Origin of the sequence: Phormidesmis priestleyi ULC007 (assembly GCF_003003695.1) — a bacterium.
GTDB classification, from domain to species: domain Bacteria; phylum Cyanobacteriota; class Cyanobacteriia; order Leptolyngbyales; family Leptolyngbyaceae; genus Phormidesmis_A; species Phormidesmis_A priestleyi_A.
This window is the reverse complement of sequence record NZ_PVWG01000006.1, coordinates 139668-155305: the sequence shown is the minus strand read 5'-3', so window position 1 is coordinate 155305 and position 15638 is coordinate 139668. Positions and strand designations below refer to the sequence as shown.

The 15638-nt window shown below is 46.4% G+C and carries 10 protein-coding genes; 7 read left to right on the top strand and 3 right to left on the bottom strand.

What is annotated here, in order from left to right:
• Positions 1-2 precede the first annotated feature (2 nt).
• Together C7B65_RS08070 and C7B65_RS08060 are read right to left on the bottom strand one after the other, a co-directional pair.
• Complete coding sequence (locus C7B65_RS08070) at positions 3-890, bottom strand: hypothetical protein (RefSeq protein ID WP_073070302.1); 888 nt, start codon at positions 888-890, stop codon at positions 3-5.
• 543 nt (positions 891-1433) lie between these two features.
• Entirely contained in the window at positions 1434-2882 is a 1449-nt protein-coding gene (locus tag C7B65_RS08060) for a serine/threonine protein kinase (protein WP_223257320.1), read from the bottom strand.
• Between the two features lie 150 nt (positions 2883-3032).
• Between C7B65_RS08060 and C7B65_RS08055 the strand changes: the two genes are divergently transcribed.
• Together C7B65_RS08055 and C7B65_RS08050 are read left to right on the top strand one after the other, a co-directional pair.
• On the top strand, positions 3033-4319 hold the full coding sequence (locus C7B65_RS08055) for an AAA-like domain-containing protein (RefSeq protein WP_073070300.1): 1287 nt from the start codon (positions 3033-3035) through the stop codon (positions 4317-4319).
• A 30-nt stretch (positions 4320-4349) separates the two neighbouring features.
• A complete protein-coding gene (locus C7B65_RS08050; protein ID WP_073070299.1) occupies positions 4350-7811 on the top strand; it encodes a WD40 domain-containing protein in 3462 nt (1153 codons plus the stop codon).
• 88 nt (positions 7812-7899) lie between these two features.
• On the opposite strand, the gene C7B65_RS08045 is transcribed toward C7B65_RS08050, so the two are convergent.
• Entirely contained in the window at positions 7900-9309 is a 1410-nt protein-coding gene (locus C7B65_RS08045; protein ID WP_073070298.1) for an extracellular solute-binding protein, read from the bottom strand.
• Between the two features lie 574 nt (positions 9310-9883).
• On the opposite strand from C7B65_RS08045, the gene C7B65_RS08035 reads away from it, so the two are divergent.
• The 5 genes from C7B65_RS08035 to C7B65_RS29210 all read left to right on the top strand — a co-directional run bounded on the left by C7B65_RS08035 (position 9884) and on the right by C7B65_RS29210 (position 15430).
• Positions 9884-11236: an ABC transporter substrate-binding protein gene (locus C7B65_RS08035; protein WP_073070296.1), complete on the top strand. Its 1353-nt coding sequence runs from the start codon at positions 9884-9886 to the stop codon at positions 11234-11236.
• A complete protein-coding gene (locus C7B65_RS08030; RefSeq protein WP_073070295.1) occupies positions 11202-12110 on the top strand; it encodes a carbohydrate ABC transporter permease in 909 nt (302 codons plus the stop codon). The genes C7B65_RS08035 and C7B65_RS08030 overlap by 35 nt, the downstream gene beginning before the upstream one ends.
• An 88-nt stretch (positions 12111-12198) precedes the next feature.
• Entirely contained in the window at positions 12199-13071 is an 873-nt protein-coding gene (locus C7B65_RS08025; RefSeq protein ID WP_083582760.1) for a carbohydrate ABC transporter permease, read from the top strand.
• Positions 13072-13100: 29 nt separating this feature from the next.
• Positions 13101-14246 carry a trypsin-like peptidase domain-containing protein gene (locus tag C7B65_RS08020; RefSeq protein ID WP_073070294.1) on the top strand — a complete coding sequence of 382 codons (1146 nt, stop codon included), beginning with the start codon at positions 13101-13103 and terminating at the stop codon, positions 14244-14246.
• 5 nt (positions 14247-14251) lie between these two features.
• Positions 14252-15430, top strand: a complete 1179-nt coding sequence (locus C7B65_RS29210; RefSeq protein WP_073070293.1) for an ABC transporter ATP-binding protein — start codon at positions 14252-14254, stop codon at positions 15428-15430.
• Positions 15431-15638: the final 208 nt, after the last annotated feature.

The window sequence follows — 15638 nt, the reverse complement described above, 5'->3', positions numbered from 1 at the left end:
AGTTAACCGAGTTCTTCTTCAACGTCTTCCAGCACTGGCACGATTTCCTGAATCACAGAAACTGCATCACCAGAGCGATCGATCGCCTCACCAAACTTGTCATTCATGCGCTCACAGTCATCAGTTCCCGCCTCACCCGTGTTGGCAAGAGCCGTCGCTAACTTCTGGGCAGAAGTCGTAATTTCACCGCCAATCTCGTTAAACTTCTCTTGAATTGCAGTCATCGCTTCATTGGCAGACGTGGTTAGCGCTGTATCTATCTGACTTAGTTGAGTGCTACTCTCCTGCACTAAATGGTCAAAATCCTGCTGTAAGGTTTGCAGCTTTTCGCCCACTTCTTGCGAGAGCGAGTTGAATCCTTCCATTAAGTTAGTTCTGCGACTCTCAAATTCGCCTTTAGCGGTTTCAACGGTGTTCCCCAATTCCTCAACACCTTGAACTGCCTCATCTTCCAAGCCATCCACATCCGCTTCAAATCCCTGCGCCTGCTGAGTTAACTGATCCAAATCTTGTTGAATTTCCCCCGCTTTCGACTCGACCTCTGTCAGCATTTCTTCAGCACGGGTTTTCAAGTCGCCCAACTGAGTTTGAATCTGATTGGCAAATTGTTCAAGTTGATCCTCAATTCCTTCTGCCTTTTGTCGTAGCTCACCAAGATCTTCTTTCGTAGTTTGTAGTTCCGTTTCCAACTTCTGATCCAACTCTGCTAGTTGACTGCCGATCGTTTCAAACCCTGAGAACACCGCTTGTTCTTTCTCAGCGAGGTTTGCAACTAAGTCAGTTGCAAGCTGTTCTAGTTGATTCACTTCGGTTAAAGCGGTATCTGCTTCTTGAGAAAGCACTTGCATCCGCTCTAAATTTTCGTCAATTAAGGCATTGATGTCTGACATAGTGTGAACCCGACTCCTAACAGAATGAAAAGACGAGGAATGGTCGTTCGTAACCTATGAAAACTGGACGATTGCCTGGAGAAGCTGTTCTTTTATCAGCCCCAACTTACTACACGTCGATCGCGATTCAGTTATGCAGCGCCTCCAAACCGTTTCTTATTTTTCTAGAAAGTAATTTGATTAACCTCTGTTATCTCCTCAGATCTCAAAGTGCAGATTACTGCAAAAGTTTACAATTTATCTAAACAGTGAAAGGTTGGGAATACGATCGTAGGCTGGCTCACCTGTAGAGCCGTCAGCAAGGGTGATGTGTTCTAAACCTAGTGCCATCTTGCGCTCTATTGAAAGAATATATAGGTATTGAGGCTTTGAACAGGAGCAGTACAGAGCAGTTGAGGTTGAGGTATCTGCCCTTAACTGCTCTGATTAACACTAAACCTCTTGCACGAATCTTCCCTCACCTTAAATCCCTCTCCTAAACTTGGGCGAGGGCTTCGCCCCACTTCGTGAGGAGGACAAATTTTGATTCACGCCGGAGGTCTACTATTTTTTAGCGTCAAGCCAAGTCTGAATTTCGTTCACTAGCCAAATACACTCTTCTTCAGTTAGTCCCCAATTCACTGTGTAGTTTCGGTTGGCTCGAATCGTGACTGCCCAAACTGTGTATGAGGCATATTGGTTGATACACACTTGAGACGAAGTAATCGAAAGATAACGAATCGCTGAGATTATCCCTGATTCTCGCCTTGCAGAGAAACGCGATCGCGTTGTCACCTCAAAACGATCGCTTGCCGCATCAAACCGAATCGAACTTGCATTTTCGGGATCTATTTTTCTGGCTTCCGATAGAATCATGCGGATCGAGACAAGATAAGCCAGGATGAACGCAAAGATGAATGCGAAGGCTCCTCCAATAAATGGCAGCAACAGACAAGTCGTGAAACCCCAAACGGAATAGAACACAAACAAAGGATCACGATTATTGATGCTAGGCGAAGGTTCACGAACTTTTATTTTCAGCATTTGTGGAGAAGTCTGCTTCACCACAATGTGCGGTCTGATGCATTGAATCTTTTTCGATTGGGTAGAACAAACTGTCTGAACTCTATCGCTGACAGGTGTGATTTCAGAATCTATCCCGTGTTCCAGTGCTTCGCGGGCTTCATTGACACTGCTAAATCGCTTTTCTAAGGCAGGTTCAGTTAGTTTCTCAATCCAACTGACAAAGCTAGAATTTGTACTGGTGCGATCGCTAAAATGAATTCTTAAATCACGGTATGGCAAATCAGCAGGAGCGACTCCAGTCAGTAAGTGAATTAACGTTGCTCCCAACGCATAAAGATCGGAAGAAGCAACAGGTCTTCCCCAAAACTGTTCTAGCGGCGCGTAGCCAACTGTTCCGACAACAGTGAACGATACACCTGTAACGGCAACTTGATCTTGTACAGCCCCAAAATCAACCAGCCAGACCTGTTGAGCATCATCCAAAATCAAATTACTCGGTTTAATGTCCCGGTGGAGAACCGGAGGACTTAAGCTATGTAAATAGTTGAGAATTTGCAACCCGTCTTCAGCAATCCGGCGAACCTCTTGTTCACTCCATCGGGTTCCTTGTTCTAGCAAGTCCTGTAGCGATCGACCTGGAATATAGTCTTGGACTAATCCCCACCAACACAGTTGTGAATGGGGCTGTTGCTCCACTAAAAAGTAGCCTCGATATCGCGGAATTCGAGGATGATCTAGATTCTTTAGAACTTGAGCCTCTCGTTCAAACAACCTCAAATCATGCCATTGCATTTCAGTGAATACCAAAAGCTTGAGGATGACAGCTTCTGGGGGGTTTGTGGCTGAATCTGTGGCTAACCAAGTTTGTCGCCCTTGGGGAGATCGTCCTAGCCGATGCTGGAGTTGATACCGCGTTTGCAGAACCTGTCCCGATTCAAACATGTCATCACTCCCGTTGATAGCTCCTTGATAGACGATCGACATCATAGGTGAGAGCGAGAAGTTTAGGCAGAGGCAGATTTGGGCAAGTAGAGGCAGATCCGTGCAGTCAAGGTGCAGTTAAGTTTCGTCATCTGCTCTTGTCGAAATGCTCCTGACTCTTAAACTATGAGAGTAGCTACAAGCGGTGACTAGGTGATGTGTAAGCAACGCGAAACCGATAGTGTTAAGGTGACTACACAGGGCAAGCGGCTTGTCAGAGATCGCGTGGACAACAGAATTTTACGGGAGCGGCAGCAACGGAGAGATAGACATGATGAAACGCCCTACACGCGGGAGGATTTGGCAGTTCAGGCAGGTGTAGGCATTGACACCTTGAAGCGATTACTAAGGGGTGTCAAGGTGAGAAAGTATTCTGCCGATGCGATCGCTCAATTTCTGGGGTTGGAACTCGCTGATATTATTGAACCTAGCTGCGATCCGCGACCTTCAGACTTTTATGTAGAACGCCCGCCCCTTGAATCTCAATGTTATGACACAATTTTTTCGCAATCAGGCGCTCTGATTCGGGTCAAAGCACCCCACCGGATGGGCAAAACTTGGTTTGTCGAACACCTGTTGAATCAGGTACAAGAGAATCAATATCGATCGGCAACGTTGAGCTTTCGGGATGCCGATCGGGCTGTTTTCACGGACTTACAAACATTCTTAAAGTGGTTCTGTATTAGTGTGGGCAATAGTTTAGAGTTGCCCAACCAAGTGGAGGAGAAATGGCAACACGGGCTAGGGAACAATAGCAACTGCACAAATTATTTTGAAACCTGTCTGTGGGCAAGTATCAACACCCCTTTAGTGCTTGTTTTGGATGATGTTGATCTGGTTTTTGAACAGCACGATATTGCCGATGACTTTTGTACCTTGCTCAGAAGTTGGTATGACAGAGCTAGGAGAGTTCGCGGCAGCGCTTGGCGCAATCTGCGACTCGTGATTATCCACTCCACAGATATTTACGGCGCGCTTAATATTAATTACTCTCCGCTGGCGAATGTTGGCAATGTCTTTTCCTTGCGGAAGTTTTATCTAAATGAGGTGACAGAATTAGTTCAGCAGTATAAGCTGCATTGGCAAGCGGATCAGGTTGAGCAAATGATGGCTTTGATTGGCGGAAATCCTTATCTGATCCATGAGGCGCTTGATCACCTGACGATGCATCCAGAGATGACACTAGAGCAATTTTTGCACAATGCAGCCACAGCAATTGATCCTTACCATAACTATTTAGGTGAGCTTTTGAACACACTTCACCAGAATTCAAATTTAGCGGCTGCATTCGAGAGTATTGTGAATTCGACGACTCCAATCAGTATTGAACCTGCTTATGTGTTTCAGCTATACAGTATGGGATTAGTCGAAGTGGAGGAAAGGGGTGTGATACCATCCTGTGAGTTATACCGCCGCTATTTTCGCGATCGTCTACAAAATTGACCCAATACAACCACTCGCTTTAACAAAGGGATGACCTATCACTCTACCTATCACTATATTGTTGGTGGAACACTATTTTCCGACGCAAACAGCTATGTCACGCGCCAAGCAGACCACGATCTCTATGAGGCACTCACGGCTAGAGAGTTTTGCTATGTGTTGAACTCTCGACAAACCGGAAAATCTAGCTTACGGGTGCAGATGGAACGCCGATTAGAAGCGATCGGAACGTCTTGTGGTGTACTCGATTTTTCAGTTCGCGATACCCGAAGTCAACCAGAGCAGTGGTATGCCGATACCTTCGATGAACTCGTAACCCAGTTTGATTTGGGAGTCAGTTTAACCTGGTGGACTGAACGAAAGGCGCTTTCTCCGGTCAAACGATTGAGCAATTTTATTGAAGAAGTATTGTTGGCAACTGTTCCGGGAAATATTGTCTTATTTATTGATGAAATTGATAGTGTCCTGAGTTTGCAGTTTCGAGTGGATGATTTTTTCGCCTTGATTCGAGCTTGCTACAACCGCCGTGCCGATCACCCAGACTACAATCGCCTCACCTTCGCTTTGTTCGGGGTCGCGACTCCCTCAGATTTGATTCAAGATAAAGAATTCACTCCCTTTAATATTGGTCAAGCCATTCAACTGGCAGGGTTTCAGTTTGAAGAAGCCAAACCATTAGCGAAGGGGTTAATTGGCATTGGCGATTCTGAAGCTGTCTTGAAACAGGTCTTAGCGTGGACTAATGGGCAACCCTTTCTGACTCAACGGCTCTGTGCGCTGATCCAGACCAGTAAAGCCTTGATTCCAGTTGGCGATGAAGCGGAGTGGGTTGAGAAACTCGTGCGATCGCGCATCATTCAAAACTGGGAATTCCAGGATGAAAAAGGTCATCTTAGTCATATCCGCGATCGTATTCTAGTCAATGATCAGCAAGCCTGTTTTCTGCTAGGACTGTATCAGCAAATCTTACGTCAGCAAGACGTTACTGCCGATCACAGCCCCGAACAAATGAAACTGTGCCTGTCTGGATTAGTGGTGGAACGACATCATCAATTAAGAATTCATAACCGGATTTATCGTGAGGTTTTTAACCAAACTTGGGTGGCTGAGGAGCTAGTCAAGAAGCGTCGTCTCTATGGCGATGCGTTAGCCAATTGGTTCGCTTCTGGTTGTCAGGATGGGGGTTGGCTTTTAGATGAGCCAGCATTTCAAGAAGCCATGGAATGGGCAAAAGACAAACATCTCAGCAATGAGGATCAACGATTTTTGACCGCCAGCGCTAACAAACTAAATCGACGAAAGCTCAAGCGGTTAACTCGGCAATTAACTCGACGGTTTATTTACTTCGCTCTGCTGATTATTCTGGTACTCAGTCTGGTGTTTGTCGGGAGTAGATTACAGGAGATAAAACGACAAACGCTTGTGACGCAGGCTCAAGTATCTAGCAATCCGCGAATCAGTGTACTGCTGGCGCTAGAGGCAATGCAACAATTCAAGGATCAGGGACGCTTCTCTCCAGACGCAGCGCAAGTTTTGTATCGTCGATTAGATGCTCTACCCCGTTTGCTTAAAACTGTGGAACATCTTGATGACGTGGAAACAGTTGCCTTTAGCCGCACAGGAAAACACTTAATATCTACTAGCTTAAACGGGATGATCAATGTATGGAATGTATTCAGCGGCAAGGTTGAGCGTCTAAATAATACTGGTAAAGTGAATGCTATTGCCTTTACTTCTGATGACGAAGCGAAATTTATTGCAATAGCAAGTGATAATACTGTTCAAATCCGGGAGACTAAAAGCTGGAAATTGATTAGACGCTTAAAACTTTCGGCTTATGTCAATGCGATCGCATTCAGTTCTGATAGCAAGTTTATTGCGACTGCGACTGTTGATACTGTTAATCTGAACCAGCTTGGTGAGACGCGGATTACATCTCAGGTTTGGGAAGTAACGAGCGGCAAGCTAATCTCGTCTCATAAGGGCAATAGCGTCAATGCTCTAACCTTCAGCCCCGATGGGAAGTTAATCGTTACAGCAAGTGCTGACGGGACTGCTCAGGTTTGGAAGACCGCTAGTGGAGAACGGGTTGGGCAGTTGCTGAAGCATAAAGGCGCAATTCTCGATGTTGCATTCAGCCCGGATGGAAAGTATGTGGCAACTGCTAGCTTAGACAAGACAGCCGCGATATGGGAGGTGGGAAGCGATCGTCCACCGATAACATTACAGCATGAGCAAGCGGTCACGGCTGTATCAATGAGCTATGACAGCAAATTGATGGTTACTGCAAGTATGGACAAGATGGTGAGAGTTTGGGACATTGCGAGTGGTAAGCCGATTGCTTACATTCCTCATCAGGACTTTGTGAGTGCTGTCGCATTTAATCCGAGTCTAGAAAACGAGAAGTTGATTGCAACTGCAAGTTTGGACAATAAAGCCCACTTGTGGAAAATCAGGGATAATGCAACGGTGAGCCTAGCACACAATGATTCTGCGAAAGCAGCGGTTTTCAGCCCAGATAGACAACTCAGCGCGATATCGAGTTCTGATCCTCGCCAAGAGAAAACAACGATACAGTTGTGGAAAACAAACAGGGGTGACTCTGCTGTCGTAGAGATCAGCCAGGACAAGAGTGTGAATCAGTTCATTACTTTTAGCCAGAATAATAAGTTCTTCGCCACTGCTAGCGATGATAATACAGTACGGGTTTGGAGAGTTCCTGATGATGATCAGTTTACCTCTAATCCCAAAACCTTGATCAAGAGAACTCGTGATCCCGTTCAGAAGTTTTCATCAGAGAGTTCTGTGGAGGCGATCGCGTTGAGCCATGATGGTTTGCGGCTGGTGATAGCGGGGGCTGATAACACAGCGACGTTGTGGGATGTGGCAACCCAGCAACGTTTAGCTAACTGGACTCATGAAAGTAAAATCAATGCAGTCACCTTTAGTTTGCAGGGTAACTTGATTGCAACGGCAAGTGATGACAATAAAGCAAAAGTGTTTCAGAAAGACGGGCAACAGTGTGCGACGCTGCAACATGAAGGGGGTGTGATTGCGATCGCATTCAGCCACAATGAACAATATCTAGCAACGGGCAGCTTAGATAGTCGAGGACGGGTTTGGGATCTCAAGCATTGTCAGAATGCGGTGCCTGTTGCATTGAGCCACGATGGTAGAGTCAATGCGATCGCTTTTAGTTCTAATGATCAGTTTGTTGCAACGGCGAGTGATGATAAAACAGCAAGAGTATGGGAGAGATCTAGTGGTCAAGAAGTTGTACGCTTGGATCATGCAAAGCCAGTCAATGCTGTCACCTTTAAGCTCCCAGACGATCAGAAGATTGCAACGGTCAGCTCAGACGCAACAGCAGTATGGTTCTGGCGATTAGAAGATTTACATCGTAAAGCTTGTGAACACATTACAGACAACCTCACACAGAAGGAGTGGAAGCGCTACATGGGTCATGAGAACGATCGAGAGATTTGCCCTTGATTAACGTCAGTTCGACGAGGTTTTTCGCTTCGTTCTTCAAGGCCTCAGCCCCCTAAATCCCCCAATTCTGGGGAACTTTGAACTCTGATTACCCACGATCGTCAAAGATACAACCCTTTTCATTCGGTGTACCCTCGATCGTTTTGAGCAAAATCCTAGTATCTCTAGCAGCATCTTGCATTTTTCTTTCAATCTCTGGATTCTCTTGAGTCAGAGCGGTATGGAGATATTTTTGTAAGATGCAGGTTGCTTGGGCGTATTGGGAGATAGCAGGACGTAAAACGATCGGGTGCGGCTTTTGATTTTCAAAGAAGTCTAGGATTGCTGGATAGTGACTGTACCGTTTGACGAGTTGTGAGTCCTTGAATAGTTCTCGCCTGGTGGGTAATCCATCGCTGGCAGCAAGAAAGAGTTTGCGCTGCGCTGCTGCACTGGTAAAGAATTGAACCGCTTGCCAAGCTTCTTCTGGATGCTGCGTTCTTTGAGCAATTCCTAATCCCCATCCTCCCTGACAGCCGCCACTCGTATAACCTGACGTATGAACCATCGGTTTCACACCAATTTTGTTGCGGATATTAGAATCTGTTAGATTAGCTCGCGGCAGAACATTTGACCAGTTTCGCAAGAAAGCGGCTTTACCTTCTAGGAATAGCTTGAGCGTTTCATCTTCCCGATAGGTTGTCAGTGTTTTAGGAGAAATGGGGTTTTGATCGAACATAGTGTCATGCAAAAATTGAACGGCTGCGATCGCTTCAGTTCGATCTAGCCCCACGTCCAGCTTTTCATTAATCCAGAACCCGCCATACCCGTGGAGAACTTCAACAAACATTGCTGAGAGGGCTTCCGATTGTCGTCCTTGCCAAAGATATCCCCAACGCAGTTCTTTGGCTTGAAGTTTCTGAGAACTGTCGATCAACTCCTCAAACGTCTCTGGTGGCTTCAATCCTGCATCTTTGAGTAGATCAGTACGGTAATAGAGCCAGCCAATATCAGAGCGGACGGGCATTCGATACAGTTTGTTTTGATATATTCCACCCTTGACATCATCGCTGAGAAATTTCTTCAACTCTGGATCGGTGGGTTGCATTGGTAAATCTCGAATCCATTGTTTCTTCGCAAATTCGGGAACCCAAATAATATCCATGAAAACCAAGTCGTAGAGAGGGTTTTCCTGATTGAATGAATCAATATACTGCTTTTTGACGGCTCTAGGATCTTGCGGCTTGATTGCATCTTGGTCACGAAGGTTTACCAAATCGATCGCAATTTTGGGATGGGCTGTTTCAAATTCGTCAATCAAAGACTGCCACGGTTGTGCCTCATTGTTTGGCACGACAAAACTGAGCGTGACTTTATGAGGATGCGATCGCGTCAAGTTCGACAGCATCCAGTTTGAAGTAACAAATATTAGACAAACCGCCAGCAACCCTAAGCCGATCGCAGCAAATCTAGGTCTTGGCCAAATTCTCTGTAGTTTGTCATACCACTGACTAGTCATGGTACTAGCCCCAGCAATAAAGTGAAGTGAATCTAGCCTAGCATTCGTTTGGGCGGCTTCATCCTAAAGTTCTTTAACTGCTCTTATCTGCCCCTGTTTGCTCTGGTTCTATTTCTGCTGCTCAGATATTCTAATGGAATGATATTTGCATCACAAATGCTAGACTTCCTGCATGAATACTCTGCCCTCGCCAACCCTTCTCCCCAAGGAACTGCTGTGTATACACAAATTGCTTTCAGTTCGGATGGCTGGGGGTCGCCCCCTAAATTCCCCATTCTGGGGGACTTTGACCCCAGACTTCCAGTCTCAAAGTCTCCCATTTTTGAGGGATTTAGGGGGCAGAAGCCGCTCAAAACGAAGCGAAATGACTTATGTATACAACGGTAGCCCGAAGGAGAGGGAACAAGAGAGTTCTGGCTCCCTTATTCTCAAGAAGGGTTGGCGATCGCTGTCCAAATTCATGCAGGAAGTCTACTAACGTTTGCGATTGTCGATGGCCTTACTTCTCCCCAGCCCACTAATGCTCTTGTTCATCCCCGGTAACAGCATTCACCCAGGATAAGGACACAGAATCATGATTCAAATCCTGCGCCGACTGAGTATACTCACACCGTTACTCCTGTGCCTTAGTGGGTGCAGGAGTAACGCGACTCAAGAGGGCACTATTCAAGTTTGGGTTCACACGGGTCAAGCCGCAGAGCGACAGACGATCGAACAACAGGTCGATCGCTTCAATGCATCGCAAACCGAAGCCAAAGTAGCGCTCACTTTTATTCCTGAAGGTTCATACAATGCTCAACTTCAGTCTGCATCGGTCTCAAAAGATTTACCGGATGTAGTTGAACTTGATGGGCCTTCAGTCTATAACTACATTTGGCAAGGAAATCTCATTGCGATCGATCCCTTACTCTCGCCGCAAATCCAGCAAGATTTGTTACCCTCAATCCTTAATCAAGGAACATATAAGGGGCGTTTATACTCCGTTGGCACCTTCGATTCTGGGTTAGGACTTTATGCTCGTCGGAGCCGCCTTGAAGCCGCTGGTGTTCGGATTCCCAAGGGCAATCAGGATGCTTGGACGGCTCAGGAATTTAACCAAGTTCTGGTTGCTCTTGCTAAACAAGATCCCGATCGGCAAGTTCTCGACTTGAAACTAAATTCTCGTGGTGAGTGGTACAGTTACGCATTCTTACCTCTAATCTACTCTGCGGGGGGACGGGTTGATCAGCCATCTGTCGATCGCTTCTTAAACAGTTCATCGGCTGTGTTTGCGATGCAGCAGATCCAGGGCTGGATTCAGAAAGGCTATGTCGATCCCAACGTGGATGATGCGTCTTTTGCGAGTGGTCGAGTTGCGCTGGCCTGGGGCGGACACTGGGACTATCAGACTTACGCCAAAGCCGCCGGAAATGACTTAGTGTTGTTGCCGCTGCCTAACTTTGGAAACGGCTCAAAAACGGCTCAAGGTTCTTGGAGTTGGGGCATTACCACTAATAGTAAGCAACCCAAAGTGGCGGCACGATTCCTAGAATTTTTATTACAGCCTGACGAAGTGTTAGCGATCGCAACCGCAAACAGTGCAGTCCCAGGAACGAAACGTGCAACTGCACAATCCAAACTCTATGCTAAAGGCGGGCCTCTTTCCTTATTCTCGTCTCAATTGCTAGCAGGACAAACGGTTTCTCGTCCTCAAACGCCTGCTTATCCGGTGATTACATCGACCTTCGAGCAAGCCTTTGCAGATATTCGTAATGGGTTAGATGTGAAGACCACTTTAGATAAAGCGGCAACTGCGATCGCGATCGACCTTCAAGACAATCAGGGCTACCCAGACGTTCATTCAGTGTCTTATCTTCCCATTTTTGGATTAACTTCCTCTAAATCTGAGAACCATGATCGAGCAGAAAACACGAAAACTCAACGATGATACTCGCGTTGCAATTAGTATGGCGGCTCCTGCACTAACCGGATTATTTCTATTTGTCGTCTTGCCATTTGCGTTAGCGTTGGTGCTTTCGTTTACAAATCTAAGACTGGGTTCGCCTTTACCCATTCAATTCTGGGGATTTGAGCAATATCGACGGATTTGGCTCGATCCTAGCTTCCGTCAGGCTCTACTCAACAATGCTCTCTTTGCGTTAGTGGTTGTGCCGATACAAACCACATTAGCCTTGGGGTTAGCTTTGCTGCTCAACCGTCCACTTAAAGGCATGGCAGTCTTTCGCACCCTATTTTTCATGCCCGTTGTCTTTCCGATGGCACTCGTATCCGTGATCTGGACGATTATTTATGCCCCTGGTGCTGATGGCATGATGAATGCGTTCCTCAAGTTTATGACGCTTGGTTTTTGGCAACCTAGAGACTTCCTGCATGATCCTGCCCTGGCTCTACCCGCTCTGATGCTGTTATCAATCTGGCAAGGCGTTGGCTTTCAAATGGTGATTGTGCTGGCGGGATTGCAGTCAATTCCAATCTCACTCTATGAAGCGGCTCGTGTGGATGGGAGCGATCGCTGGAATCAATTCCGCTACATTACGCTCCCTCAACTTCGGAACACACTCATCTTTGTGGTGTTGGTCACGACAATTCTATCGTTTCGCCTATTTGACTCAGTGCGAATTATGACGAACGGCGGGCCGGGTGATGCAACAACAACTGTAATGAATGAAGCGATTAAGGCGGCGTTTGATCAGCAAAAAATGGCAAAGGGATCAGCCATCACAGTGACGTTCTTTCTGATCGTGTTAGTGATTACTTTGTTGCAACGGCTGTTAGTTCAAGAAGAAAGAACGATCGAGTGAATATTAATTAGACTTCCTGCATAAATACTTCGCCCCACTTCGTGAGGAGGGCAGCAAGCCAGGCATCACAATTTAAGGAATTAATTTTATGAATGATTTGAATTCAACTCAGTGGATGTCAAAGCAATCGAATCAGCAATGGTTTAGAAAGATAGCAAGCTACCTTTTACTGACGTTCATCGCATTTCTCTTCATTGCGCCCATCCTGTTTATGATTGTTGGAAGTCTCAAACCTGATGAGCTAGTTTTATCCCAAGCAAGCACACTCAAGGCATTCATTCCGCAGCAGACTTCGCTTCAGAACTATCGGGATGTGTTTGAACGAGTCAAGTTTGAGCGGTTTTTCTTTAACTCGCTGTTCATTAACAGCACGATCGTATTATTAGGTTTGATCGTCAACTCGCTAGCAGGATATGCGTTTGCGCGATTGCGTTGGCGAGGACGATCGCTATTATTGCTGATCGTCATTGCATTAATGATTCTTCCGTTTGAAGCGATCGCAGTTCCCCTATTTTTCCAATTTACTTTTCTTGGCTTGCGAAATACCTACACGGCTCAAATTGTGCCATTTATTGCGAATGCGTTCTCGATTTACCTGTTTTATACCTTTTTTGCTGATTTGCCCAAAGAGTTAGAAGAAGCCGCTCGTGTGGATGGTGCGAGTCCGTTCCAAACTTTCGTCGAGATCATCGTGCCAGTATCAAAACCTGTGTTTGCGACGGTTGCAATTCTCACCTTCTTATCAGAGTGGAGGTCTTTTTTATGGGCACTGATGATTACGATCGATGAGAAAGTTCGTCCGTTGCCACTCGCGATCGCAACCTTTCAAACGTTGCCCCCGATTCAGTGGGGCGACATCATGAGCTTTGGTGTGATGATGGTCGCTCCCATTCTCGTGGTGTTCTTGCTGTTCCAAAAATGGTTTGTTAAAGGCGTTGCCTCAACCGGAACAAAAGGCTAAAAATCTAATCAAAATTTTGGTGAACTGCTATGAAACTCCTTGCAAAAACTGTTACTGTTTTGAATTCTGTTGCGATCGCGCTAGGGGTCACTCATCTCGCTTTCGCACTTGATCCAGTCACAATCTATCAACGATCTAGCCCTGCGGTTGCTGTAATAGCAGCACCAAACGGCAAGTCATTCAATCTCGGAAGCGGGGTTGTTCTGAACCCCAAAGGTTTGATTCTGACTAGTCAACACGTTGTTGGAAATAACCGACAGGTTTGGATTAAGTTAGCAGACGGCTCAGTTTATCAGGGCACTGTCGTGTCTCGCAATCCTAATGTTGATTTAGCAATGATTCAAATCCAGCCGAAGAAGCCGCTTCCAAGCTTGAAAATTCAAGCTGTGCCACCTCAAATTGGGCAGAAGGTGTACGCGATCGGAAATCCAAGCCCTAAGACAACTGGAACACTAGAGAGAAGCTTTAGTGATGGAATCGTGAGCCGAATCGATGGAAATGGTCTGATTCAATTTACGGCATCCGTTACCTTTGGCAGTTCTGGCGGGCCCTTGCTCAATGAGGATGGCTATGTGGTCGGTATTGTTAAGTCAGGTACTCCGGGAACAAATTTCAGTTTTGCGGTTCCAGTCGGTGCAATGAATGCCCTTCCAGGACGGCGCAGCACAGCCGGAGTACAAGCCCAACACATTAGTTACTATGTGACAGTAGGGCTTCTTCAACTCAGACAAAACAATTTTCAGAAAGCATCACAGGTATTTAGCGCCGGAATTCAACGGTATCCCAACAATCCTACGTTGTATACAAACCGAGGAATCACAAGACGCTTTCTGCGAGACTATCAAGGTGCCCTAGAAGACTTCGCCCGCTCCATTCAGCTTAGACCCACTTCTACGGCTTATTTCAACCGAGCCGCACTCTATGAATCGGAACTGAAACAGCCTCAACAGGCAATCAAAGACTACAGTGAAGCCATTAGAATCAATCAGGGCTGGGGCAGCACTATCACCTTCGGAGATGCGTTTTATCGCCGAGGTCGGCTTCAGGATCAGCAAGGCAACAAAAAAGCTGCGATCGCTGACTTCAAACAGGCAGCAAAGCTTTATTCACAACTCGGAAATCAAGAGCGATATCGGTCGGCGCTAGATCAAATTACGTTACTCACTGCTCAGTAAACATTATGGCAACTATCAAATTTCAGCATGTGTTCAAGGTTTATCCCAACGGCTACACTGCTCTCAAAGATTTGAGCCTAGAGATCGAGGATGGTGAGTTTCTCGTGTTTGTAGGCCCTTCTGGCTGTGGTAAGTCCACAGCACTCCGGTTACTCGCTGGGTTAGAAGAAATCTCAGCAGGCAAATTAATGATTGGCGATCGCATCGTCAATGACAACACCCCACAACAGCGTAACGTGGCGATGGTCTTTCAGAATTACGCCCTCTACCCCCACATGAGCGTTCGGCAAAATCTAGAATTTCCTCTCCGCATGATGCAACTCCCCAAACACCAGAGGCAAGCTCGAATTCAGGAGGCGGCGGAACGATTGGGACTGGTGGATCTGCTCGATCGCAAACCCAAGCAGCTTTCAGGGGGACAGCGGCAGCGAGTCGCGATGGGACGGGCGATCGTTCGAGATCCCGCTGTATTTTTGATGGATGAACCCCTGTCTAATCTGGATGCCAAGATGCGATCGCAAATCCGCACAGATATTACAATGTTACAAAGACGAATGGGCACCACAACTGTATATGTGACCCATGATCAAGTAGAAGCCATGACAATGGGCGATCGTGTGGCGGTGATGCGGGCAGGTGAATTGCAACAAGTTGCGCCCCCGCAAGACCTTTATGACCATCCCGCCAATATCTTTGTGGCTAGTTTTATGGGCAGTCCAGCCATGAACCTCTTTCGCACTCGGTTGCAAAAGCTGGAAAGTGGCACCTTTATGATTAATATGGGCGATCGCCCCTTGATCGTCAATTCTTCGACTGTCAACCGATATCAGAACTTAGAACACTATTATGATCAACCGCTGTTGGCAGGCTTGCGTCCAGAAGCATTTTTCCTGCCAGATGCCAATACTCCGGTTGATCAGTGCGTTCAAGTTGAAGTCATATCACTAGAAGCACTTGGACATGAACTGCTCATCTATGCTAAGGCACCTGCTACCCTTACGATCGAGGATAACCAGGCGGTTTCGATTACTAATAATAGGGACGACCCTGACGAACAAATGAGTTCTGTTTTAATTGCCCGTGTGCCTTCGTCTCGCAACATTCATCCTGACACTAGACTAAGCCTGGGAGTGGATACGAGTAAGCTATACTTCTTTGCTGTTGATGGAAAAGCAATTGAGTAGCGTCAGAATTATCGTTGACCCGGCAAAGTTGGGGTTTCAGTATTTTCATTGAGCGTACCTGATCAATGAAAATACTGTTCTTTTCTAGTAAGGGCTGAAACTCTCGATTTACATTGCCGTTTTCAGACCATCCCGCAACTACAGTCTTTTGCTGGAAAAGCTGCTCTTCCAGCGCCTCTCAAAATTCATGCAAATAAAGTTCTTGACT